Source organism: Cognatundibacterium rugosum, from assembly GCF_014284365.1.
Classification (GTDB): domain Bacteria; phylum Pseudomonadota; class Gammaproteobacteria; order Burkholderiales; family Burkholderiaceae_D; genus Undibacterium; species Undibacterium rugosum.
Map to the genome: position 1 here is coordinate 37,383 of NZ_JACOGG010000005.1, position 23,052 is coordinate 60,434.

The following is a 23,052-nucleotide window of genomic DNA, read 5'->3' on the forward strand; positions in this document are numbered from 1 at the left end:
GTCGATTGTCAATGCACTAATTTGACATTACAGGACAACGCGGGGGACGTGTGCACTCGGTACTTTCCAGCGATTTACCGCGCCAGGCGCGAAGCAGAATGACATTGAATGAATACTTGCGTATCGTGGTTCAGTACGCTGTGCATTCTGCTGCGCCAAAGGCATTCCCCACCCCTTCAGATTCTCCGTCCTCGCATACATCCCGTATCAGTACAGTTGTGAGCCTCACGACTTGAGGCAGCAACAAAAGATGACCAACAGGTCACGGAGTAAAACATGAAACGTATGCTGTTCAATGCAACGCAGCAAGAAGAATTGCGCGTTGCCATCGTTAATGGGCAAAAACTCATTGATATCGACATTGAGACTGCTGGTCGCGAACTACGTAAGTCCAATATCTACAAGGGTGTTATCACCCGCATCGAACCCTCCCTCGAAGCATGCTTCGTCAACTACGGCGAAGAACGTCACGGTTTCCTCCCCTTCAAAGAAGTCGCCCGCTCTTATTTCAAAGAAGGGATAGATGTTCGCAATGCGACCATCAAGGAAGCGCTGCGTGAAGGCCAGGAAATCATGGTGCAGGTTGAGAAAGAAGAGCGCGGCAACAAAGGGGCGGCGCTGACTTCTTTCATCTCCCTGGCTGGTCGCTATCTGGTGCTGATGCCGAACAATCCGCGTGGTGGTGGTGTATCCCGTCGCGTAGAAGGTGAAGACCGTCAGGAACTGCGTGAAACTATGGACAAACTGGACCTGCCGACCGGCATGTCAGTAATCGCCCGTACCGCAGGCATAGGCCGTAATGTCGACGAATTGCAATGGGATCTGAACTACCTAATGCAATTGTGGCGTGCAATTGAAGGTGCCGGCAAATCCGCACCAGGCGCCTTCCTGATTTACCAGGAATCCTCGCTGGTCATCCGCGCTATCCGCGATTACTTCCAGCCAGACATTGGTGAAATCCTGATCGATACCGACGACATCTATGAACAGGCTCAGCAGTTCATGAGTCATGTAATGCCAGATATGGTACACCGCGTCAAACGCTACAGTGATGACGTGCCACTGTTCTCACGCTTCCAGATCGAACATCAGATCGAAACTGCCTACAGCCGCACAGTACCGCTGCCATCCGGTGGCGCGATTGTGATTGACCATACCGAAGCACTGGTATCTGTGGACGTGAACTCAGCCCGCTCCACCCGTGGTGGCGACATCGAAACGACAGCGTTTAACACCAATCTGGAAGCTGCCGAAGAAGTTGCACGTCAGTTGCGTCTGCGCGATCTGGGTGGCCTGATCGTGATCGACTTCATCGACATGGAAAACGCAAAAAACCAGCGTGAAGTCGAACAACGCCTCAAAGATGCGCTGCGCTATGACCGCGCACGGGTACAGATGGGTAAAATTTCCCGTTTCGGCCTGATGGAATTGTCTCGTCAACGCCTGCGCCCTTCCCTGTCTGAAGGCAGCCATGTGACCTGTCCTCGTTGTAATGGTACTGGTCACATCCGCGATACAGAATCTTCCGCCCTGCAAGTCCTGCGCATCATCCAGGAAGAGGCGATGAAAGAAAATTCCGCCGCGATCCATGTCCAGGTTCCGGTCGACGTAGCAGCCTTCCTGCTGAATGAAAAACGTGGCGAGATCCTGAAAATCGAGACCCGCCACCGTGTCACCGTGATTCTGATCCCGAACAAGCATCTGGAAACGCCGCACTACAAACTGGACCGCCTCAAGCATGACGATCCACGCCTGGAAGATCATCATGCCAGCTATGCCATGGCTGAACAGGCGGACACGGATATCGGCTACAACAAGCGTCAAAAAGAAGACGTCAAACCGCGTCAGGAAGCGGTCGTCAAGAGCATTACGCCTGAACAGGCACCGATCGTCGAACGCAAGGAAGTGGCACCGGCACCCGTGGCTGCCCCTGCCAGCGCACCGACGCCAGGCTTCTTCAGCAAAATCTTTGGCTTCCTGTTTGGTCAATCTGAGCCTGCCCCAGTTGCTACACCTGAAGTCACTGAGGACAAATCCGCAGAACGTGACCGCCAGCGCAGTGGTCGCAATAACCAACGCAACCGCAATCGCCGCAATCGTGAAGAGCGCGAAGAGCGTCCTGCCAATGCCCGTGCAGAAAAGGCAGAAGCACCGAAAGCGGCAGCACCAGCTGAAAGCCGTCCGCCTAAAGCAGCCAAGCCTCCGCGTGAAGAACGTGAGCCACGTGAACAGCGCGAACCTCAGGAAGGCCGCCGTGAGCGTCAGCAGCGTCTGCGTGAAGAGCGCAAGGAAGCCTTGTTGACCGAAGCCAAGCAGGAAGAACCCGTATTGCAAAAACATGCAGACCCGGTTCCACTGGAGCTGATCCCGGCCAATACACCTGTCAGCATTACAGAAGGCGCGGAAGGCGAACAAAGCGAAGAACGTCGTCGCCGTCGCCGTCGCGGTGGACGTAACCGTAACCGTCGCGAACGCGAAGCTGGCGATCTGACAGAGCAAAATGAAGGCAGCGAAGGTCATGAAGGCGCAAGCTTTGTACCCGTTGCTGACGTCGCTATTGAACAGCAAGCTGCGACACAGGCTAAAGCTGAAGCCACACCAGAAGCAGCGCCTTCAGTATCGGCTCTAACTGAAGCAGTAACCATCAACACACCCGCAGCGGCAGAAGTAACTGCAACAGTCGTGGCAACTTTCGTGGCCGCAGAAGTGACCCCGACAGCACCGGCAGTAACGACCGAAGCAGAGGTAGTTCCAGCACCTGCAGTTGCTACAGAGCTGGTGCAGCCTGCAGCAGTCGTAGCCGCAGCGGTAACACCTGTTGCTGATATTGCTGCGACCACTGATGCTGCTCCGGCTACCGCAGCACCGGCAACACCTGTCGAACAGCCAGCAGTGCTGCCAGTCGAAGTCAAGCTCACTCCTGTTGCTGCGACAAAACAGACAGAAGTGATGCCTGTGGCAGATTTGCAAGCCATGCTGAGTGCAGCCGGCCTGGTGCTGGCCAGCACCGATCCTGAGAAGCATCGCGCTGCTCAAGCAGCAGCCGCCAACATCGTTGCTGCGCCACGTGTTCCACGTGAGCGTAAGCCTTTGCCGGCGGCTTCGAATGAACCGCTGATCCTGGTTGAAACACGCAAACCAGGCTAATAAAGGGTAAGCCGCCTAATCCTGGCGGCATCAGTCAACAGGCCGGCACATCTCGATGTGACCGGCCTGTTGTTTTCATTCAGCGAGTTTATGCGACCGGATAGTTCACGTCCAAAATGGTTAATTCCTCGACCCGGGCTGGTGTTTTCAACATGACGGTGTCACCAGTGCGTGACTTGGTCAAGGCGCGCGCAACCGGAGAGATCCAGCTGATGCGACCATTCAGCGGATCAAATTCATCAATCCCTACGATCGTCACGGTCGTCTCTAACCCATCCTGATTTTCATACACAACCGTCGCGCCAAAAAATACCTGATCACTGCCATGATGCACGCGCGGATCCACTACCTCAGCCACGTCCAGACGCTTACTCAGGAAGCGTATGCGGCGATCGATTTCACGCAACCGTCGTTTGCCATAAATATAGTCACCATTCTCTGAACGATCACCGTTCGAAGCTGCCCATGAGACTATTTTCACGACTTCCGGACGATCTACATCGATCAGCCGCAGAAACTCATCCTTCATACGCTGATGCCCCTGAGGCGTCATATAGTTTTTTGAACCGGCAGGAATCGCGGGTGCACCAAAATCATCATCCTCGTCCTGCTCAGTTTCTTTCACAAATGCTTTACTCATCATTACCATGTATCGAACTAGATCAAATTTATTGTCGTCTTCTTACCGCAGCTTCTGCATCCCTTATAAAATACTAAGTGAACATCACATGACTGCACATAGCGCAGTCGGCGCGATAATAACCCGCCAGCCCCCAGGAATTACTGTAACCCGCACGATTTTATGTGAAACCGTGCCAGGGATACCGACTTAGAAACGGAAATTTGCATGACTGAACACGCAGCTATTCAATTGTTGATCGTTGACGACCATCCGGTAGTCCGCGAAGGGATCAAAAGCATAGTCGCTGCCACCAACGATATTGCGGTTGCAGGTGAATCAGCCTCCGGGCTGGATGCCATCCGCCTGTCACGCCAACTTGATTACAAGGTCATGTTACTCGATATCGCGCTGTCCGATAAAAACGGTATCGAAGTACTCAAGCAAATTAAGTCTGAAAAGCCCGACGTGCAGGTATTGATGTTTTCCATCCACAAAGAAGAACAATATGCCATCCGCTCACTCAAAGCCGGCGCTGCAGGCTACCTGAACAAGCAATGTGCCACCGATGAGCTGTTACAAGCTATACGTCAGGTCGCGAATGGTCTCAAATACATCACCCCTCAACTGGCTCAGGAACTGGCCAACAACCTGAATCAGGAACACGAAGACGCCCTGCATAAAACCTTATCCGACCGGGAATTTCAAACCTTAACCATGATCGCATCCGGAAAATCGGTCAGCGATATTGCTAAAGACTTATCTTTGTCAGTAAAAACCATCAGTGAATACCGTTCAAGGATTTTGTTGAAGATGAAATTGCGGCACAATGCAGAGTTAACTCACTACGCGATTAAAAATCAACTGGTCGAGTAATACTGCCAGACCCTGCGCACTAATGTCTAAAACCCTGACTGACCTATATCAGTCGGGCAAAGGCACTTGAAAAGCCGGTTAGCAGGTCAATCTGATCATCCGCGTGTAGATGGGGCAATATGTCAACAAAAAATAATAATCCGCAATTCAAAACGCCAACTGATATCGCACGCGAGACATTCCGCCAACTTGCCATACAGCGAATTGCACCGACGCCTGAGGCTTACAGTCAGTTGTACCATGAAATTGCCGGTACCGAGGCACCTGCCGCCGCGCTGCCACCGGCATCACCTCCGGAAACGGCCGAGGCAACGCCAACTGCTGGCAACCAGCAGGCCAAAAAATTATTAAGCAGTTTTGCCGAGTATTTACAAAGCTCGCAAAATGACTACACGATTTATGGCCAACGTCTGAGCCGCGCGCTCAGCAATGACAACTGGGAAGCCTACGAACGGGAGCTGCGTGCGCTTACTGAGCGCATGACCAGTAAGCCTGCGCCACAAATCAGCCTGGTTGATGATCCGGTGCCCGCCACAAGCATAGCTAGTATTTCACTGGTGGATGACGTCGCCGTCACAGACAACAGGACTAAATTACTGAAAGACTTGTTATATCGCACCCTGAGTCTGGCATTGAGCTCATTACTCAAACCAAATCCGCCGTTGGCCAATGAATCCGACGCATTGGGCCTGGCCGTACGTGATGCTGAAACTGAAAATGAACTAAATCAGATTGGTGCACGCCTCAAACATTTATGTTTTCAGATAGAACTGCAAAGTGGCGATACGGCTGAACAACAAGAATTATTACTCCGTTTATTTGACCTGTTGCTGACCAACATACACGACTTACTGGATAACGATAACTGGCTGCGCGGACAGATAGAGGTGGTACAGAATCTGATTGCAGGTCCGATAGACCATCGCGCCTTACAGGAAGCAACACGCAGCCTAAAAGATGTCATCTACAAACAAGGCAGCTTAAAGAACAGTATCGCCGAATCGAAAACCTCAGTCAAAAACATGATGGCAGCGTTTATCGACCGTTTATCCGCCATGGCTGAAAGCACCTCCACTTATCAGAATAAGATGGACTTGTATGCGAATCAGCTCAGCACTGCCACATCAACCAATGAGGTGACTGGCGTGATCGGTAAAATTTTGCTGGATACCAAAGCCGTACAAACTGAAACCCTGCGCTCACGTGACATTATCGTCGCCGCACAAAAGGAAGTCACTGAAGCAGAAGCGAAGATTAAAGATCTTGAAAGTAAACTGGCACATATGAGTGAACTGGTGCGTGAAGATCAGCTTACCGGCAGCCTGAACCGTCGCGGTATGGACGATATCTTTGAGCGCGAAGCTGACCGTGCCGACCGCCGCAATGCCCCCCTCTGCGTTGCCTTACTCGATCTGGATAATTTCAAAAAACTGAATGATACCCATGGCCACGCGGCCGGTGACGATGCGCTGGTACATCTGGTACGTATTGTGAGACAAACGCTGCGCTCAATTGATGTCATCGCACGTTATGGTGGTGAAGAATTCGTTATCATCATGCCAGAAACAGAAATTGAAGAAGCCGCCCAAGCCATGATGCGGGTACAACGCGAACTGACTAAGCACTTCTTTACTGTCAATGATCAAAGGCTGTTTATCACCTTCTCTGCGGGTGTAGCCTTGCGCGGTTCACGTGAGCCTCAGGAGCAGGTCATTAAACGCGCAGACAAGGCAATGTATGAGGCGAAACAGACTGGCAAGAACCGGGTCGTCAAAGCAAGCTGAAGCAAACGTATATGCGTGGGATTTTCTTGTCAGCGGCTTGCACGATAGTTTATCGGGCAAGCCAGCCTGCTCAGCCAAGCATCGGTGCGAAGAAACATATCAAACTGTCGTCATTGAAAAATTTCGCTCCGAATACCATCAACTCAGTCTGAAATCATGATGACGAATTCGTTAACGCGTCAAAATAGCTAAAGCCTGAAAATATCAGCCAGAATATTCTTTTCGTTCGCCCGCACCTGCAGCTTGCCGTTTTCTCCCGCAAATACCAGGCAATTGCCCGGCGTTTCCTGATTAATGATGCTGGTACCCTGGCTGATCACGCTGTTTTTTCTGACCAGACTACGCCCTATTACCGCCGTATTCGGATACAAAATCACACCCTCTTCCAGCACCGGTGCAACACCGTGGTTTTTGCCTACTGTTGAGTTCTGATACAACACCAGATAATTCGCGTAACTCGCCTTCGCCAGCACGATGCCAACGGAATGACCGATAAAGAAAATTTCCGGCAATTCGATCTCATAAAAACAATCGATGCCATTCAGCGCCTTATTCAGATAAAACAATTTGGTACACAGCTGTTTATCCTGGCGGTTGCGCCATATGGTATTCGACAAAAAATATAAAAAAATTGTGTACTGACTGGAATGCAGGTAATCGAATTCGCCGGGTCGCCACATCCTGACGGCATTGATACAAACTTCCAGCCGCGCCAGTGCCTGGTCTAAATCTTTGTCTATTCTGACTGACAAATCCTGCTGCCCATCCGGAAAAAAATGCTCCAGCTGTCGCACCAGATATGTCATTAAACTGCTGCGGTCTATACCCGACAGACTGATCATATTTTTCCTTTCAACATAGATGGTAACTGCTCGCATACGCTGCTTGCTGTCCATCCAAATTCATCACGCATCTTTACAACTGAAATCTGCCCAGGCGGCACATACGCTTCACTATTGGCAATCATGGCGGCTATCGTCACGCCAGTGATCTCCGTAATAGCATCAAACAATGCAGCATTACTGGTATTGGTACCACTGGCCACGTTATACATCCCACCCGTTTCCGACCCGGCCAAATGCAGCAATGCAGATACCACATCATCGATCATCACATAATCACGTACAAACTGGCGCGAGGACTCGATGCGCAGCGGCTCGCCAACTGGCTGAAGGACGACTTTCTGTAGCAGCGATGCGAGAAATCCCTCTGCGTGCAGATCCTGACTAACCACACAGGATAAACGTGCCACGTTAGCCTTATTTTGTCCAAGCTGCAGGCACAGGGATTCACCCAATGCCTTAGACAAATCAAACAAGTGCCGTGGATGATGCGGATTCAGCTGCAAAGCATCAGATTCTGATAACAACGCTGCGGCAGACTGGTCATACAAGCGGGTCGATGATAAATACACCAGCTTACGAAATACACCGCGATGCAGTATCTGATTGAGACAACTGACATGCGCATCCACACAATCAAACCCACGCTGTGCAAAATCAGCAGTCACACCGGCACAATAAAACACCGTACCCAGATCGAGACGAAACAATCCTGGATCATTTTTTTCCGGCATCCAGCAATCCCAGCCATCAGCCACCAATCGACGATGCAGATGCTGACCGATGAAGCCACGGCCTCCGATCAGGGTCGCAACCCGTTTTGAGATATTGCCCATGTGTTTACATCCTTTCTTTCAGTGCCGTCAGCTCAGTCCCGGCTAAACCTGCACACCGCGCTCGCCCAATTTCCGCAACGGATTCCCGCCCTGTATTGTGTAGGCAGGTACCTCGCCACGCACAACTGAACCAGCAGCAATCACGCAGCCCCGACGTAGCACCGCGCCATCGAGTAAGACACAGTTCGCACCTATCCACACATCATCTTCAATCACAATGCCGCCTTTGCTGGGCAAAAAACCCTGCTGATTGATGCGGACATCACGCGCCATATACGCGTGATTCACTGGTGCGAAAGTGCAGTTCGCAGCGATAGCCACATCCGCACCAATACGGATGCCATTGCCGGTATACAGCACACAGCCAGAGTTAATCACGCTGCGCTCCCCTATCCACAGATCGCCGCTACCACCTGCCGGTTTGATTTTGACAAAGCTATCGATCACCGCACGGGCGGCGAGTACGATACGGCTTCCTCTGACGGAATCCTCAATGTCCGCCAAACGGGAAACCACAGCCTCGGGATGAATTTCTATCATAGGCAGCCTCTTACACTATCTTCCATTCCGGAATCGCAAACACCAGGCGCCCCCCCCAATTGCATACCATGTGTAAGTCCGCACTGATTTCCTGCTCCAGATTCCAGGGCAGGATCAACACAAAATCCGGCCGGTCTTGGATCAGGTGATCCAGATGTACGATAGGAATCCGGCTGCCTGGCATGCATTTTCCTTGCTTATGCGGATTAATATCGACCACATAAGGTAATAAGTCAGGCCGCACGCCGGCGAAATTGAGCAGCGTATTCCCTTTAGCAGCAGCGCCATAAGCGGCAACTTTCACGCCTTGCTCACGACTCGCAATTAAAAATTTAAGTAAAGCATATTTGGTGTTCTCAGCACGTAATTGCGCCTTACGGTAAAAGGCCAGGCGATCAACACCCGCCTCACGTTCCTGTTGCAACAAAGCCTCCACCCGCTCACTGCGCTCACGCTGCCCGGTATCGGATCGCTGAGCCAACACACGCAAACTGCCACCATGGGTGGGTAGCTGTTCGACATCAAAGACAGTTAATCCCTGACTACTGAAAATACGTTCTACTGCCAGTAAGGAGAGGTAAGAAAAATGCTCGTGATAAGCCGTGTCAAACTGATTCAGGCTGACCATATTCAGTAAATGAGGAAACTCAAAACTGGCTACCCCATGGGGTTTGAGCAAGGCTGTAAATCCAGCCACAAAGTCGTTCATATCCGGCACATGTGCCAGCACATTGTTTGCCACCGTCAAGTCCGCTGACTGAGCTTCACCGCATAACTGTTTTGCCAGCGCCAGCCCAAAAAATTCTTCACGTATCGTCAAGCCTTTGTCACGCGCTGCGGCAGCCGTGCTGGCGGTCGGCTCGATACCCAGGCAAGGAATTCCCGCCTGCTGTACATATTGCAGCAGATAGCCATCATTGGCCGCCACCTCAACCACATGGCTATCTGCATTCAGCCTCAGGCGCTGCTGCATATCCTGCACAAAACGCTGTGCATGTGCGAGCCAGCTTGATGAGCAGGAACTGAAATACGCATAATCGGCATCGAACAGATTTTCACGGCCGGTGAAATCCAGGGTTTGTACCAGCCAGCACTGTTCACATACCATCAGCCTGAGCGGCAACCAGGTTTCAGCCTGCTGCAACTGCTGCGCAGATAAATAGGCATTCGAAGGAGGCGCAGTGCCAAGATCAAGAAAAGTATGCGTTAAGGCCTGGCCACAGTGTCGGCAATTCATCGCCCTGCTCCCTGAAATTGGTGATCTAAAAACGGAAATTGCTGATCGCGCTCTGATTGTCGGCTAATCGGCAATGGCCAATGGATTTGCAAACGAGGGTCTTGCACATGGACGCCGAATTCGCTGTCCGGTGCATACGCGCGGCTATGGCAGTACAACATCTCCACCTCATCGCTGAGTGTCTGAAAGCCATGTGCAAAGCCCTCCGGTATCAAATATGAACAAGCTTTTTCAGCAATCAGATGTACCGCATGCCAATGCAGGAAAGTGGGCGAACCGGCACGTAAATCCACCGCCACATCCCAGACTTCGCCGCGCAGACAGGTAATCAATTTCGCCTCAGCATGCGGTGCTAATTGCATATGTAATCCGCGCACGCTGCCTTTGTCTTTGGTATAGGTATGATTGATTTGCTGCACAGGATCACGCCAGCCAAACATGGCCAGTTCTTCCGCGCAAAACAGGCGCTGGAAGTAACCGCGTTCATCCCCCAGTGGCAGACGCTGAATCAAATGTAAGTCTCTGAGCGGAGTTTCTATTAATTCAAATCTCTGAGCCATGTTCTTTCCTTTCAGGCCTGCAGAAAATCCTGCAAATCACGGTCGCACAGCTGTGCCGCGGGCACACCTTGATAAAACTGCTGATACCAGTCCATCGTACGCTGCACCGTTTGAGTCAGTTGCCAGCGGCCATAAATATTCAGTTCAGCTCTCGCTTTGCTAGCATCTAAAGCCAACAAACCAGCTTCATGCGGACCTTCTGGCTGAGTCGCAAAACGTAGCTCACCGCGACCAAATGCGGCATGCGCCGTCTGTACCACTTCCCGGACGCTAGCTGCACTGTCGGGACCAAAATTCCAGGCATTGGCAAAACGCGCATCAGCCCACAGCGATTCTGCCAGGCACAGGTAAGCACACAGGGGCTCCAGCACATGCTGCCAGGGCCGTACTGCATCAGGGCGCCGTATTAATACCTCCTGCTCCAGATGCCAGGCCTTGACCGCATCGGGCAATAATCTGTCCTGCGACCAGTCGCCGCCGCCAATCACATTGCCCGCCCTTGCCGACGCAATCCGGATATCCATCTCTTGCAAGAACGCGTTGCGGTAGCTGGCAATCACCAGCTCGCAGGCCGCTTTACTGGCACTGTAAGGATCATGCCCACCTAATTCAGCGGTTTCAGGATATGCCTGACCTGTCTCCAGGTTTTTATAAACTTTATCGGTCGTCACCATCACCCCCACACGCACGCCTGGCGTCAGCCGCATCGCATCGAGCACATGTGCCGTTCCCATCACATTGCTGGATAAGGTCTCAAGCGGCGTCTGATACGCAGGCCTGACCAGCGCCTGGGCGGCCAGATGCAGTACAATTTCCGGCTGCGCTTGCTGGAAGCTGCGTTTGACTGTTTCAACATCGCGAATATCTGCCAATTGATGCCTGAGATCCGGCAGCGACAACCCTTCAAATAAGTTAGGTAAAGTTGCCGGAGCCAGCGCCAACCCATGGACCTGTGCCCCCATTGCAGATAACCAGTGCGCCAGCCAGGCTCCTTTAAAACCGGTATGCCCAGTCAGTAAAACGCGCTTACCCCGCCAAAACGCCGGGTCTGGCAGACGCGGTCTGGCTACCAGATTTTCCATGGTGCCCTTCCGGAATTCCATAACTCTTCCAGCATATTTTTTTCGCGTAAGGTATCCATAGGCTGCCAGAAACCACTGTGCTCGAAGGCCATCAGTTGCTGCTGACTGGCTAACTGATTCAGCGGCTCACTCTCCCAACTGCAACTGTCATCCGGAATCAGCCGCAACACGTCGGGCGACAACACAAAATAGCCGCCATTGATCCAGCCGCCATCACCGCGTGGTTTTTCTGTAAAACCGGCGACTTGATTGCCCTGACGTTCCAGCGCGCCATAACGGCCCGGCGGCAATACGGCAGTGACGGTGGCAGCCTTACCGTGTTCACGGTGAAAGCGTATAGACTCTGCAATATTCACATCCGAGACACCATCACCATACGTGAAGCAAAATGCTTCCTCATCCTGTATATAACGGGCAACCCGCTTTAAACGCCCACCTGTCATAGTTTCTTCACCGGTATCCACCAAGGTCACTTTCCAGGGTTCGGCATGCCGCTCATGCACTTCCATGCGATTGTTTTGCATGTCAAAGGTCACATCCGACATATGCAAAAAATAATTAGCGAAATACTCTTTGATCATGTAACCCTTATAGCCACAGCAGATCACGAAATCGTTCACACCATGCGCTGAATAGCTTTTCATGATGTGCCACAAAATAGGATGGCCACCGATTTCTATCATGGGCTTGGGACGCAGATGGGTTTCTTCAGAAATCCGGGTACCCAGGCCACCCGCCAAAATCACCGCTTTCATACCTGATTATCCTCACAATAACGCAACCACATCTGACGTAAAGCATGATCAAAACTCTGCCCGAATGCCGGCTCATTCATCAGCAAGGATTCACGCATCGTCTGGCGCATCGTCTGACGATAGTGCACCAGCCGCTCGATGTCATGCGCCAATATCAATGCCTTTTGTGCATATTCCATCTCGGTTTCTGCGATCCACTCGGGGAACCCGGCTGCATGCAGAATACTGGCCCCCAGCCGTCCGACACTGGGCCTGTCCACTAAGGTGATATAGGGTATGCCCATATACAGGCTTTCAATCAGGGTGGTTCCTGAGTTATGTGGGAAGCAGTCCAGACTGATATCGATTTTCTGTAAAGGTACCCAGGAAGGTGATGCATAGCCGATATCCAGACGGGAACGCTCGATACCATAAGCCTCAAAGCGTTTTGCCATTTCGTCTTGAATACCAGGATCATGGAAATCACCACTATTAAGGACCAGACGCGAATTCGGCATCGCATCCAGGATAGCCGCCCACACCTTAATCACTTTATGATTGATACGATTGGCGCGTGACAGGCTGCCGAAGGTCACAATACCGTCTTTCAGGCATGGCGGCTCACTCATTTCCGGCACACCGAGATCGGGGCGGTATACGATAGTAGGCCCATTCAGACGCCAGATCTTCTCGGAAAACAAATGATCGCAATGGTCGGTCACCGAATACTGGTCGGTGACGTAGTAATCGATCGCCTTTAATCCTGTGGTGTAGCCGAAATCTAGCCAGTGCAAGGAAACCGGTGCAGGTTTGCGCGCAAATACACCCAGCCTGTTGTCAGTCGAATGTCCACCTATATCAATCAGAATATCAATGCCATCATTCCGGATCTGGGTAGCCAGTTCAGCATCCGACATATGATTCGTCACTCTCCAGTAATCTGTGCACGCCTTATACTTTTCCGTTACTACGTCTTCCATCGGTGGATCCGAATAAGCAAAGACTTCGATATTGCCACGATCCAGATGCTCCATCATCGGCAACAGGAAATAACGGCAGACCTGGTTGTAAAAAGCTTGCGAGACAATGCCGACTTTCAGCTTCTTGCCCGGATCACGCTGATTTGAAAAAGGCTTCCACTCGTTGCGGAACGGGGCACCAAAGCGCTGCTCGAATTCCTCATAGCCGCCATAAATCACCTCTGCCGGCAAATCCGGATGGTAATTCAACACGAATAGCAAGGAGCTGTAGATCTTACGACTGAATTTAGATTGCGGATCCGCTTCCAAGGCCAGCGCCTGCATATAGGCGTCCAACGCTTTGTCGGGTTTACTGGCTCGTTGTAAGGAATTGCCATAGGCGGCCCAGATTTTTGAATTGCGTGGCTGATTCAGAATTTCGACTTCCGCAAAATCAATCGCCTCTTTTGCTTTTCCTTTCAGCGTGAGTACATCAATCAATGCAGGTACTGCAATTGGATTATCTGGCATGATAGCGATCGCTTTACGATAGCTCTCTTCCGCCTTATCGTATTCTTTTTGCTCTGTATAGACTTCAGCCAGATTGCTGTAAAAGAAAGGCACCTGAGGATTCAGGCTGATTGCCTTCAGATAAGAAGCAATCGCCTCGTCCTGCTGACCATTGCCATTGAGGGCGTTACCTAAATTATTGTGTGCATTGGCCAGCCCCGGATCTAACTGTATCGCTCTTTGCAAAGCCTGTATCGCCTCAGGAAAACGTTGCAAGCCATTGAGCGCAGCACCCACATTTCCCTGTATATGCGCATTTTGCGGCATCAGCGCGACGGCACGCTTGCCAACCTCAAGTGCACGATCAAAGTCCTGCTGCTCTATACGACTGATTGCCAGATAATCCCAGCCATATGGGTCACGTGGCAAAACTGTCGTCAGCCAGACACTGACTTGCTCAAGCAAAGCAAAGTTCTTTGCTTCGATCAGTGCATTCATTAAGTCGTAACAGGCATCAGCGTCGACTTTCGCCGCCGCGCTGCCTGCAAAAGCCTGCTTCAACGCATGCCAGGCAGACGCAAAGTCGTTTTGTCGTATAGCTATTTTAGCTAACACATAATGGGCATCCGCATTCAGCGGATAGCGTGCGGTAATTTGCTGGCATAGCTCAGCGGCATGGGTGATATCACCATTTTTGAAACTTGCTTTGGCTTCAGACAGAAATTTCTGCGGATTAATTGTTTTCACTATAACGACCTCTTTCAAGTCCTGACATGGAAAATGTAGCAAAAACTCCTGCAACAGCTATGATGCAACTCAGAAATCGCAGCTCAGATGTGCAAGAAGCCAGTTTGACGCCCTCATTTTATCGAGAAAATTTCTTTTTAATCAGCAAAACAGAGGCAAGATTACGGTGCAAATTACCCTAAAGTATTTAAAAAATCTGTCGTAGAACGGAAAATACAGGGAAACTTAAGCAAAAAAAATAATATTTATTTGCGGTAACTTCCTAAAAGTTTTCAAACCCTGACCGTTACCCTTTACAACGGCGGTGCAACAGTCAACAAGACAGACCAAAGTTTGAGGCTCAAACGCCGAATTGAATAACTTAGGTAAGGAGAATCAACATGGCTTCATATATCAATACCAATATTGCGTCGATCAATGCTCAACGCAATCTGAACACTTCTCAAGCGTCTTTGTCCACTGCGATGCAGCGCCTGTCGTCCGGTATGCGTATCAACAGCGCAAAAGACGATGCGGCAGGTCTGGCGATTGCCCAACGTATGACTTCCCAACTGAGCGGTCAAAACCAGGCAGCTCGTAATGCGAACGACGGTATCTCTCTCGCGCAAACCGCTGAGGGCGATTTATCGCAAATCGGCTCCAACTTGCAACGTATCCGTGACTTGGCAGTTCAGGCATCCAACGGTACTAACAGTGCATCTGACCGCGCAGCGCTGAATAATGAAGCCAGCCAGCTGATCTCTGAGATCAATCGTGTGGCCAGCACATCTAACTTCAATGGCGTGAACCTGCTGGACGGCTCCTTCTCCAACCAGACTTTCCAGGTTGGTGCAAACGGCACCGCTAACGATCAGATCTCGATCAGTGCGATCGCCAGTGCAAAATCAAGTTCCCTGGGCGTAGGCTCCAGCTCCAGCTACTCTGCAACTCTGGCTGGCGCATCGAATACCAATGATGCGATCGGTGCAGGCTCCCTGATCATTAACGGCGTAAGCATAGGTGCATCCAACGCGGACGGCGTTTCTTACAAAGATTCCAACGGTAGCGCGATTGCCAAAGCAGCAGCGATCAATGCTGCGTCCGGCAATACCGGCGTATCTGCAGTCGCGAATGCAAACAGCGTTGCCGGTACTGCAGTCAGCAGCGGTGGTCTGACTGCGATCACGTCCGGCTCGATCAAAATCAACGGTGTTGATATTGGCGCAGTGGCTTCTGCAAGTACCGCTGTAGAGCGCGGCTCCCAAATGACAGCGGCGATCAATGCCAAATCTGCACAATCCGGCGTATCTGCCAGCTATGACACTACAACAGGCGCAGTGAATCTGTCCGCTTCCGATGGCCGCAATATCACCATAGAAAGAACCGCAAGCGCAGCCACAGTTGATGCGCTGACCGGCTTGACAGCAAGTACCGCCAGTGGTGCCACCACTTCAACCGTATCTGCGCAGGTCAGCCTGACATCCAGCAACTCCAAAGGTATTCAGGTAAGTAATGGGTCGGAAACCAGCGTTACAGCGGGTGGTGCAGCGACTACATCCGGTTTGTCAGCAGGCGGTATCACCATCAACGGCTTTGATATTGGTGCAGTTGCCAGTGGCGCGACAGCGGCGATCGCAGGCCAGAACATCGCCGACGCGATCAATGCGTCTGCGACAAAAACAGGTGTCACTGCTACTGCAAGCTCCAACGGCACATTGAAATTACAATCCCTGACTGGAGGCAATATTGTAGTTGCAGGTACAGCAGGTGGTCTGACAGCCTCTGGCTTGAGTGCCGGTACTACCACTGCTGCTGCGGGTGTAGGCGCAACTTCGGTTGGTCTGAGCACAACGGCAGTTTCTGCGTCAGTAACAGTTGGTGGTGGTTTATCCTCTCTGGATCTGACCACGGCAGCAAGTGCAACATCAGCGCTGGCAACCATTGACTCTGCACTGGCGTCTGTGAACTCCTCCCGCGCTTCTTTGGGTGCGTTCCAGAACCGTTTCACTTCTGCAGTGACCAGTCTGCAAACTTCGCAAGAGAATTTATCTTCTGCACGTAGCCGTATTCAAGATGCTGACTTCGCATCGGAAACAGCGAATATGACCCGTGCACAGGTATTACAACAGGCTGGTACGGCGATTCTGGCGCAAGCTAACTCGGCACCTAACGGCGTGTTGGCTCTGCTGCGCGGCTAATCCCCAACAGCAGCTACAATTAGTATGATGTAAATTTTCCCCCGGTCATCATGATCGGGGGATACTACTTTAAGGAAATGATCATGGACATCCGATCGATTGGCAGTTCGGTGCAATCAGGACAACTGATCAGTGAAAAAGTGAACATCAGTTCTGATGCGCAACGTGTCGGAAATACCAGTGGACTCCCAGGTACTGCAAACACCAAAACCGAGTCCGGCACTGCACCAGACCTTAGCCAGGTCACTAAAGCTGTCGCTGACATCAATAAAAGCATGCAATCTTTTTCTCAGGATTTGCAGTTCAGTGTCGATAAAGACAGTGACAAGGTGGTTGTTAAAATTATCGACCAGCAAACCAAGCAAGTGTTACGTCAGATTCCAAGTGAAGAAGCACTTGAAATTTCAAAATCTCTGGATAAGTTACAAGGACTGCTGATTAAACAGCAGGCGTAATGGCTTTTTCAGAAATTGACCCATAAATACCCCTCTGTCATCCGGATTGGGTCGGTCGTTGATTTGATAAAGTGATGGCTAATTAAGGAGAATCACGTGGCTACAATTCAATCAACTGGCGTCGGATCTGGACTGGATGTGAGCGGCATCATCAGTAAGCTGATGCAGGCTGAAAGTACGCCTTTGGTCAACATTACCAAGAAGCAGGCTAGCTATCAGGCAAACCTGACTGCTTTCGGCACTGTCAATGGTGCGCTAAGTTCTTTACAAACCGCGCTTGCCACCCTTAACAACACGAATACATTCAAAAATCTGAATGCATCTGTATCCGATTCATCGGTCGCCAGTGCATCCGCTAACAGCACCGCTGTCGCAGGCAGTTACAATATTAACGTCAGCAAAATCGCGCAGTCACAAACGATTTCCAGCGCTGGTCAGGTAAGCACGACGACACCGATAGGATCGGGGACCAGCACAACGATCAGTTTTCAGTTTGGTACCATCACCGGCACCGCCGCGTCCGGTGTTTACACAGGTGCGAGCTTCGATCAGGATGCTACCCAGGCGACTGGCACGGTTACCATAGACAGCACAAACAATTCCTTGCAAGGCATACGTGATGCCATCAATGCTGCGAAAATCGGTGTACAAGCTTCGATAGTTGGTGATGGCAGCGCCACACCGTATCACCTGGTACTCAATTCCAGCAAAACCGGTGCGACATCCAGCATGAAAATCACCACGACAGGAGATAGTTCGCTGGCCAGCCTGATGAACTATGATCCGGCCGGGACACAGAATTTTAAAGAAGTCGTGAATGCGCAAAGCGCCAATCTGACGGTAAATGGTATCGCTGTCACCAGCGCCAGCAATAACGTGTCAAACGCGATTCAGGGCGTGACGATCACAGCACAGAAAGTCGGCACGACTTCCGTTAACCTGACTGCGAATACGACCCAGATACAAAGCGGCATCACCGCTTTCGTGAATGCATACAATAGTCTGAATTCCACCATCACCTCCGTTACCTCCTACAACCCGGCGACTAAAGCTGCTGGGGCTTTGCTGGGTGATGCAACAGTACAGTCAGTACAAAACCAAATACGCAGCGTGATGACCAATTCCGTTGCCGGACTGGGTGGTGGCCTGACCAATCTGGCGCAAATAGGCATTTCCTTCCAAAAAGATGGTTCACTCGCAGTCGATTCAAGCAAATTACAGGCTGCACTGAGCGCCAACTTCAGTGATGTGGCGGGCTTATTTGCGGCTGCAGGTAAGACGACCGATAGCCTGACTACTTTCGTCGGCGCAGGCCCCAACACCAAACCCGGTTCCTATGCAGTCAATATTAGTCAACTGGCGACACAGGGCAATCTGACCGGCAGCCTCAACTTAAATAGCGGCCCGACTACCATTGCCAGCGGTACTACCCTATCGTTTTCCATCGATGGTGTCGCTGCTGATGTGAACCTGACCGCCGGCACTTATACTGCGACCCAATTGGCGAGCATGATACAGTCAGCCGTCAATGGCACCGCTGGTTTTAGCGCTCAGGGTATCAGCATTAGCACCAAGATAGACTCCAATGGCTTCTTGAATATAACCTCAGGCAGCTATGGGTCCACTTCAAATATCAGCCTGACCAATAAATCAGGCACCGGGCTAGATCAGCTGACTGGCGTTGTGAATGCCGGCACACCCGGCAAAAACGTCATCGGAACCTTAAACGGCGTGACCGCAATTGGTGCAGGGCAGACGCTGACCGGTTCCGCCGGGTCGGACTCTGCGGGCATACAAGTTCTGATCAGTGGCGGCTCCACCGGTGATCGCGGCAGCGTAAACTTTTCTCAAGGCTATGCATTTAATTTGAATGCGACGCTAAGTCGTTTTGTCGGCGCAAATGGTTCTATTACCAATGCCACAAACGGTATTAACACCTCAATCAAAGACCTGCAAAAGCAGACTGACACCATCAATAAACGACTGGCAGCCACCCAGGCCAGGTATCAGGCTCAGTTTTCTGCGCTGGACAAAATTGTAAGTTCCATGACCGCGACCCAGAATTTTCTGACACAGCAGATTAATGTTTTAAACGGCACCACTAACAAGTAAAAGATAAAGCGAAGGAATTCCCATGTTTAGTTCATCAGCAAATGGCGCGAATGCTTATACAAAAATAGGTGTTGAAACCGGTGTGATTGCCGCGTCACCTCATAAACTGATCGTGATGCTGTTTGAAGGTGCCATCGTTGCAATTAATAACGCACAGGTACAAATGCAAAGCGGCGATATTGCCGCAAAAGGCAAATCCATTTCTAAGGCAATTTCAATTATTGATAACGGCTTACGGGCCAGTCTCGATAAGCGGGTTGGTGGCGAAATCGCATTGAATCTCGATGCTTTGTATGAATACATGACCAGGCAATTGCTGCTGGCCAATCTCAACAACAGCGAAGATGCACTGATCGAAGTATCAAAATTATTGCGGGATCTGAAATCTGCCTGGGATGCAATCGCTCCCCAGGCAACTACAGCGGAAACAGCTCCAGTCATGATGCATGACCCTTTACAACCACGTCCTACTCACGTTTTTGAGGCTTGATTCAGAATGGAAAGCTTAGAAATTATCTCCTTATATGAAAATGTCGCGTCTCTGACCAATCAGATGCTCAATGCTGCGCGGGACCGGGACTGGGAACGTTTAAGCTTGCTGGAAAGTGATTGTTCATTGAAAGTGGAAGCCATTAAGACAGCTGATACACCAACACCGCTCTCCCCTGAGTTAAAAGAAAGAAAAATTCGGGTCATTAAAAAAATCCTGGCGGACGACAGGGAAATTCGCGATATCACCGAACCGTGGATGGCGGAACTATCACAATTGATGCGCAGCTCAAATACGGCCCTGAAAGTCAATACTGCTTACGGGACCGGTAACGCGGCCTGAAGATCATGCCTGTGCGCCTTGACAGCTTGTACAAGCCCATTTCCGCTGTCGAGGCGATCAGTTCTGCACTGCCACTCAAAGCGGGCGATCAGAACACCTATCTGAAGTTTGCTCAACTGGCATTGGGCCAGCCTGCTCAGGCTGAAGTTTTGGGCACCAATCCTGATCAGCTGACGACCATACGCATTGGCGATCTGAGTACCAGCTTAAAGCTGCCGGCCAGTTTTTCGGGTGCCGACAAACTCAGTTTCCGCTTGCTGACGCTCACGCCAACTATCCATATCAGCCTGCAAAATCCCGCTCAGCCACTCGATGTTGCGCATTACACACTGAATTTACACACCGACATCAATAGTCAACAAGCGCAGTGGGTCAGAATCAGCCCCGAACAGCTGAGTGCAAGTCTGGCTTTGCAGTTGGCGCAAACTGACGCCAGCAGCGTCACCCAACTCAGCCCGCTGAGTCAAATTTTGTTGCGACTGACAGATAAGGGGAAAATCCTGTCAGGAGCAGAACTTCTAGCCGCCCAACCCTTGCTAAATGATGCTCAGGACTTAAGCAAACCCGCTTTAATGGCAGATACGATGAAAAAGGCCATAGCACAAAGCGGCTTGTTTTATGAGTCGCATATTGCGGCCTGGGCACAAGGACAGCTGGAACAGAAAGCACTGGAAGCTGAGCCTCAGCACAGCTTACTGGCAGCGATTCCACCGGAAGCCACTGAGCAAAGTGGATATACAGATAGCTTGAAGCAATTGATTCAAAATCAGCTACAACTGCTTGAGCAAGACAAATTGCAATGGCGCGGCGAATTATTTCCCGGTCAACCGCTGGAATGGGTGATCACCAGAGAGTCGCCACATCAGACTATTGTTACTACACCACCAACTGAAATCTGGCATACCCACTTGCGCATGACGCTGCCGGGACTGGGCGAGCTGGACGCGAAACTACAATTACATCAAAACACAGTGCAAATCGCGATCTCCGCCGTTGAATCTTCAGCATTGACACTGGCAGCGAATGAGCGCAGCTTAAGAACGGCCATTGAAGCAGCTGGCATGCAAATATCCGGATTGCAAGTTTCTGAGGCAGTTGCACCTAAGTCGGATGAAGCCTGAAGGCATACAGTGATGTGCAGTACGCCAGCCAACTTGTTCAGTTTATCCAGTTTAATTTAGCAATAAAAGATACACTCATACACCATGGATGATCAGCCCCATCATTTGCCACTTAAAAATGCCGTGGCACTGGCCTATCATGAGGGTGAAGGCGCGCCCAAGGTTGTCGCTAAGGGCAAGGGCCTGATTGCAGAACAGATCATACTCAAAGCCAGGGAACATGGCGTGCATGTGCATGAATCAAAAGAATTGACGAGTTTACTCATGCGGGTGGAGCTGGATCAGGATATTCCGCCTGCTCTGTATCGTGCAGTTGCAGAACTGCTCGCTTGGCTTTACCATATCGAAGCCGAAAAGTCTGGAAACAAGCAAAAGTGATATCTACCCACGCTGACTTTTGTATGACTTCATTTTACTGACAATAACAACACAAATATGCAACTTACCCCCACTCTTGGGACAGAGAATCAAAGTCCCTATCAAGTCGAGTCCCGCAGAGAAATTATTGCACTGCTACGTGGGCTAAGTGACAGTAACCAGTTAATCAGCATGCTGATTAACGGGGGGGCTGAGGTTTTTATCACCTCTATTCTGCATATCGACGAAGCAGCGAATCTGGTCATCGTGGACAGCGCACCTGGTCAATTGGCGAACCAGCGTATAGCAGAAGCAAATCGTATCTCGTTTGAGGGCTTGCTGGACAAGATAGGTATTCAATTCTCTGCAAACAAAGTCAGCATTGCCAGCTTTGAGAACCGGCCTTCGCTGCAATTTCCCATTCCGGCTACATTGATACGCCTGCAAAGACGCGAGTACTACCGCATCAACACGCCACTTTCCACGCCAATCAAAGCTAATTTCCCGGTCGAAGTCGATGGCCGGATAGAAACACTGAAGCTGACGCTGGTGGACATCAGTTGCGGTGGCATTGCTGTACTCGATGAGAAAAAAATACTCGATGTGACCGTAGGCACAACCTACGACCACTGCAAGGTGGAATTACCAGGTATAGGCTTAGTTGACGTGAGCCTGCAGATCAGAAATTCTCAGGAGCTGGTTTTACTGAATGGGAAGTCGAATCGCCGTGTTGGCTGCCAGTTCATCAATTTGTCGAATGCGGTGCTGGCCAGCGTGCAGCGTTACATCATGAAACTGGAGCGCGAGCGTAATTCCAAACTAACCGGCATACGCTGACCCGCCCTCTCCGTCTCGCCACCATCCCCTGCCAATCAAATCTGCATACTCATGATGTCATGATATGCAGATACCAATTTATTTCTGACCTGCACTGTAGTCTGGAATGAGATATTTGCTTTTTGCATAGAGATCATGACGTCGGACAGACTGACTTTATCGTCACCCAATGCAAATTTTCGCCCCAGTTCCTGCGAGCTCATTTGTACCTCATTCACCTGATCGAGCGACGCTTTTAAGGCATCTGCAAAATCCAGTTTTTGCGGCGCTGTCGTTGCCGCCGCCCCAGTCGCGGCACCAGCCTGATTGACACCAGCGCCAGCCTCCATTTTCGCTGCTGCACTGCGCAACTGTGCCACCATCGCATCAATGCGGCTGCTATCTATGCCTGCGAGTTTCATATCAACTCCCTATTCAATCTGTCTTTTACTGCGCCTGATTTCCCCTGCCATGCGGCGCTTACGGGCACTTGCATAACAGGAACCATGCTGACTGCTTGGGCGTGTATCTTTAAAAGAATGTCCCATGCAATACCTTACCAGCTTCCACCCGCTGCATATGCCAGAGTAAGCAGGGAAAATCCCCTTTATTCGGGCCATCAATTTTTGTCGGTTAACGCAAAATAGCTAACAGAGAAAAACCATCTTGGTTTGATGCGCAGGAAGCACACCTCTTGCCACAGCCAATA

General features: G+C 50.8%; 21 protein-coding genes. 11 read left to right on the forward strand and 10 right to left on the reverse strand.

Translation table 11 applies throughout. From position 1 onward, the window contains the following. The first annotated feature begins 276 nt into the window (after positions 1-276). A complete protein-coding gene (locus tag H8K47_RS05930; RefSeq protein ID WP_186880506.1) occupies positions 277-3,147 on the forward strand; it encodes an Rne/Rng family ribonuclease in 2,871 nt (956 codons plus the stop codon). Positions 3,148-3,235: 88 nt separating this feature from the next. On the opposite strand, the gene greB is transcribed toward H8K47_RS05930, so the two are convergent. After that, the gene (gene greB, locus H8K47_RS05935) at positions 3,236-3,787 is read right to left on the reverse strand and encodes a transcription elongation factor GreB (protein WP_186880676.1); all 552 of its coding nucleotides are present in this window, start codon (positions 3,785-3,787) and stop codon (positions 3,236-3,238) included. 207 nt (positions 3,788-3,994) lie between these two features. Between greB and H8K47_RS05940 the strand changes: the two genes are divergently transcribed. Both H8K47_RS05940 and H8K47_RS05945 read left to right on the forward strand, forming a co-directional pair. Then, complete coding sequence (locus H8K47_RS05940) at positions 3,995-4,642, forward strand: response regulator (RefSeq protein ID WP_186880507.1); 648 nt, start codon at positions 3,995-3,997, stop codon at positions 4,640-4,642. A gap of 119 nt (positions 4,643-4,761) precedes the next feature. Further along, on the forward strand, positions 4,762-6,426 hold the full coding sequence (locus H8K47_RS05945) for a GGDEF domain-containing protein (protein WP_186880508.1): 1,665 nt from the start codon (positions 4,762-4,764) through the stop codon (positions 6,424-6,426). Positions 6,427-6,614: 188 nt separating this feature from the next. Here H8K47_RS05945 and H8K47_RS05950 read toward each other — a convergent pair whose 3' ends face one another. Genes H8K47_RS05950 through H8K47_RS05985 form a run of 8 tightly spaced genes read right to left on the reverse strand, consistent with a single transcriptional unit; the run spans position 6,615 to position 14,473 of the window. After that, the gene (locus H8K47_RS05950) at positions 6,615-7,268 is read right to left on the reverse strand and encodes an LbetaH domain-containing protein (protein ID WP_230405113.1); all 654 of its coding nucleotides are present in this window, start codon (positions 7,266-7,268) and stop codon (positions 6,615-6,617) included. Then, positions 7,265-8,104, reverse strand: a complete 840-nt coding sequence (locus tag H8K47_RS05955) for an NAD-dependent epimerase/dehydratase family protein (RefSeq protein ID WP_186880509.1) — start codon at positions 8,102-8,104, stop codon at positions 7,265-7,267. The genes H8K47_RS05950 and H8K47_RS05955 overlap by 4 nt, the downstream gene beginning before the upstream one ends. A 42-nt stretch (positions 8,105-8,146) precedes the next feature. Further along, positions 8,147-8,644, reverse strand: a complete 498-nt coding sequence (locus H8K47_RS05960) for an acyltransferase (protein WP_186880510.1) — start codon at positions 8,642-8,644, stop codon at positions 8,147-8,149. A 10-nt stretch (positions 8,645-8,654) separates the two neighbouring features. Further along, complete coding sequence (locus tag H8K47_RS05965; protein ID WP_186880511.1) at positions 8,655-9,881, reverse strand: class I SAM-dependent methyltransferase; 1,227 nt, start codon at positions 9,879-9,881, stop codon at positions 8,655-8,657. Beyond that, complete coding sequence (locus H8K47_RS05970) at positions 9,878-10,441, reverse strand: dTDP-4-dehydrorhamnose 3,5-epimerase family protein (RefSeq protein WP_186880512.1); 564 nt, start codon at positions 10,439-10,441, stop codon at positions 9,878-9,880. Before H8K47_RS05970 ends, H8K47_RS05965 begins: the two co-directional genes overlap by 4 nt. Positions 10,442-10,452: 11 nt before the next feature. Continuing rightward, positions 10,453-11,523 carry a CDP-glucose 4,6-dehydratase gene (gene rfbG / locus H8K47_RS05975; protein WP_186880513.1) on the reverse strand — a complete coding sequence of 357 codons (1,071 nt, stop codon included), beginning with the start codon at positions 11,521-11,523 and terminating at the stop codon, positions 10,453-10,455. Next, complete coding sequence (rfbF, locus tag H8K47_RS05980; RefSeq protein ID WP_186880514.1) at positions 11,508-12,278, reverse strand: glucose-1-phosphate cytidylyltransferase; 771 nt, start codon at positions 12,276-12,278, stop codon at positions 11,508-11,510. The genes rfbG and rfbF overlap by 16 nt, the downstream gene beginning before the upstream one ends. Beyond that, a complete protein-coding gene (locus H8K47_RS05985) occupies positions 12,275-14,473 on the reverse strand; it encodes an O-linked N-acetylglucosamine transferase, SPINDLY family protein (protein WP_186880515.1) in 2,199 nt (732 codons plus the stop codon). The genes rfbF and H8K47_RS05985 overlap by 4 nt, the downstream gene beginning before the upstream one ends. A gap of 380 nt (positions 14,474-14,853) precedes the next feature. Between H8K47_RS05985 and H8K47_RS18605 the strand changes: the two genes are divergently transcribed. The 8 genes from H8K47_RS18605 (at position 14,854) to H8K47_RS06025 (ending at position 22,364) form a co-directional block, all read left to right on the forward strand. Then, a complete protein-coding gene (locus tag H8K47_RS18605; protein ID WP_186880516.1) occupies positions 14,854-16,650 on the forward strand; it encodes a flagellin N-terminal helical domain-containing protein in 1,797 nt (598 codons plus the stop codon). Between the two features lie 83 nt (positions 16,651-16,733). Continuing rightward, positions 16,734-17,105, forward strand: coding sequence for a flagellar protein FlaG (locus H8K47_RS05995; protein WP_212681112.1), 372 nt, complete (start codon positions 16,734-16,736; stop codon positions 17,103-17,105). A gap of 96 nt (positions 17,106-17,201) precedes the next feature. After that, positions 17,202-19,217, forward strand: coding sequence for a flagellar filament capping protein FliD (fliD, locus tag H8K47_RS06000; RefSeq protein ID WP_186880517.1), 2,016 nt, complete (start codon positions 17,202-17,204; stop codon positions 19,215-19,217). A 22-nt stretch (positions 19,218-19,239) separates the two neighbouring features. Next, positions 19,240-19,707: a flagellar export chaperone FliS gene (fliS, locus tag H8K47_RS06005; protein WP_186880518.1), complete on the forward strand. Its 468-nt coding sequence runs from the start codon at positions 19,240-19,242 to the stop codon at positions 19,705-19,707. Between the two features lie 6 nt (positions 19,708-19,713). After that, the gene (locus H8K47_RS06010) at positions 19,714-20,049 is read left to right on the forward strand and encodes a flagellar protein FliT (RefSeq protein ID WP_186880519.1); all 336 of its coding nucleotides are present in this window, start codon (positions 19,714-19,716) and stop codon (positions 20,047-20,049) included. Between the two features lie 5 nt (positions 20,050-20,054). Continuing rightward, complete coding sequence (fliK, locus tag H8K47_RS06015; RefSeq protein WP_186880520.1) at positions 20,055-21,170, forward strand: flagellar hook-length control protein FliK; 1,116 nt, start codon at positions 20,055-20,057, stop codon at positions 21,168-21,170. A gap of 84 nt (positions 21,171-21,254) precedes the next feature. Beyond that, the gene (locus H8K47_RS06020) at positions 21,255-21,548 is read left to right on the forward strand and encodes an EscU/YscU/HrcU family type III secretion system export apparatus switch protein (RefSeq protein ID WP_186880521.1); all 294 of its coding nucleotides are present in this window, start codon (positions 21,255-21,257) and stop codon (positions 21,546-21,548) included. A gap of 57 nt (positions 21,549-21,605) precedes the next feature. Then, positions 21,606-22,364 (forward strand): flagellar brake protein, encoded by a 759-nt coding sequence (locus tag H8K47_RS06025; protein ID WP_186880522.1) that lies wholly within the window; start codon positions 21,606-21,608, stop codon positions 22,362-22,364. A 35-nt stretch (positions 22,365-22,399) separates the two neighbouring features. Here the strand turns inward: H8K47_RS06025 and fliE are convergent, their stop codons facing one another. Further along, positions 22,400-22,765, reverse strand: coding sequence for a flagellar hook-basal body complex protein FliE (fliE, locus tag H8K47_RS06030; RefSeq protein ID WP_186880523.1), 366 nt, complete (start codon positions 22,763-22,765; stop codon positions 22,400-22,402). Positions 22,766-23,052 lie beyond the last annotated feature (287 nt).

Bases quoted from the DNA above. Each gene is read 5' to 3' on its own strand.
- H8K47_RS05950 (WP_230405113.1), bottom strand. From the start codon at position 7,268: ATGATCAGTCTGTCGGGTATAGACCGCAGCAGTTTAATGACATATCTG.
- greB (WP_186880676.1), bottom strand. From the start codon at position 3,787: ATGAGTAAAGCATTTGTGAAAGAAACTGAGCAGGACGAGGATGATGAT.
- H8K47_RS18605 (WP_186880516.1), top strand. From the start codon at position 14,854: ATGGCTTCATATATCAATACCAATATTGCGTCGATCAATGCTCAACGC.
- H8K47_RS05965 (WP_186880511.1), bottom strand. From the start codon at position 9,881: ATGAATTGCCGACACTGTGGCCAGGCCTTAACGCATACTTTTCTTGAT.
- H8K47_RS06020 (WP_186880521.1), top strand. From the start codon at position 21,255: ATGGATGATCAGCCCCATCATTTGCCACTTAAAAATGCCGTGGCACTG.
- H8K47_RS05940 (WP_186880507.1), top strand. From the start codon at position 3,995: ATGACTGAACACGCAGCTATTCAATTGTTGATCGTTGACGACCATCCG.
- H8K47_RS05955 (WP_186880509.1), bottom strand. From the start codon at position 8,104: ATGGGCAATATCTCAAAACGGGTTGCGACCCTGATCGGAGGCCGTGGC.
- rfbF (WP_186880514.1), bottom strand. From the start codon at position 12,278: ATGAAAGCGGTGATTTTGGCGGGTGGCCTGGGTACCCGGATTTCTGAA.
- H8K47_RS06010 (WP_186880519.1), top strand. From the start codon at position 19,714: ATGGAAAGCTTAGAAATTATCTCCTTATATGAAAATGTCGCGTCTCTG.
- H8K47_RS05995 (WP_212681112.1), top strand. From the start codon at position 16,734: ATGGACATCCGATCGATTGGCAGTTCGGTGCAATCAGGACAACTGATC.
- H8K47_RS05930 (WP_186880506.1), top strand. From the start codon at position 277: ATGAAACGTATGCTGTTCAATGCAACGCAGCAAGAAGAATTGCGCGTT.
- H8K47_RS05970 (WP_186880512.1), bottom strand. From the start codon at position 10,441: ATGGCTCAGAGATTTGAATTAATAGAAACTCCGCTCAGAGACTTACAT.
- rfbG (WP_186880513.1), bottom strand. From the start codon at position 11,523: ATGGAAAATCTGGTAGCCAGACCGCGTCTGCCAGACCCGGCGTTTTGG.
- fliK (WP_186880520.1), top strand. From the start codon at position 20,055: ATGCCTGTGCGCCTTGACAGCTTGTACAAGCCCATTTCCGCTGTCGAG.
- H8K47_RS05960 (WP_186880510.1), bottom strand. From the start codon at position 8,644: ATGATAGAAATTCATCCCGAGGCTGTGGTTTCCCGTTTGGCGGACATT.
- fliE (WP_186880523.1), bottom strand. From the start codon at position 22,765: ATGAAACTCGCAGGCATAGATAGCAGCCGCATTGATGCGATGGTGGCA.
- H8K47_RS06025 (WP_186880522.1), top strand. From the start codon at position 21,606: ATGCAACTTACCCCCACTCTTGGGACAGAGAATCAAAGTCCCTATCAA.
- fliS (WP_186880518.1), top strand. From the start codon at position 19,240: ATGTTTAGTTCATCAGCAAATGGCGCGAATGCTTATACAAAAATAGGT.
- H8K47_RS05945 (WP_186880508.1), top strand. From the start codon at position 4,762: ATGTCAACAAAAAATAATAATCCGCAATTCAAAACGCCAACTGATATC.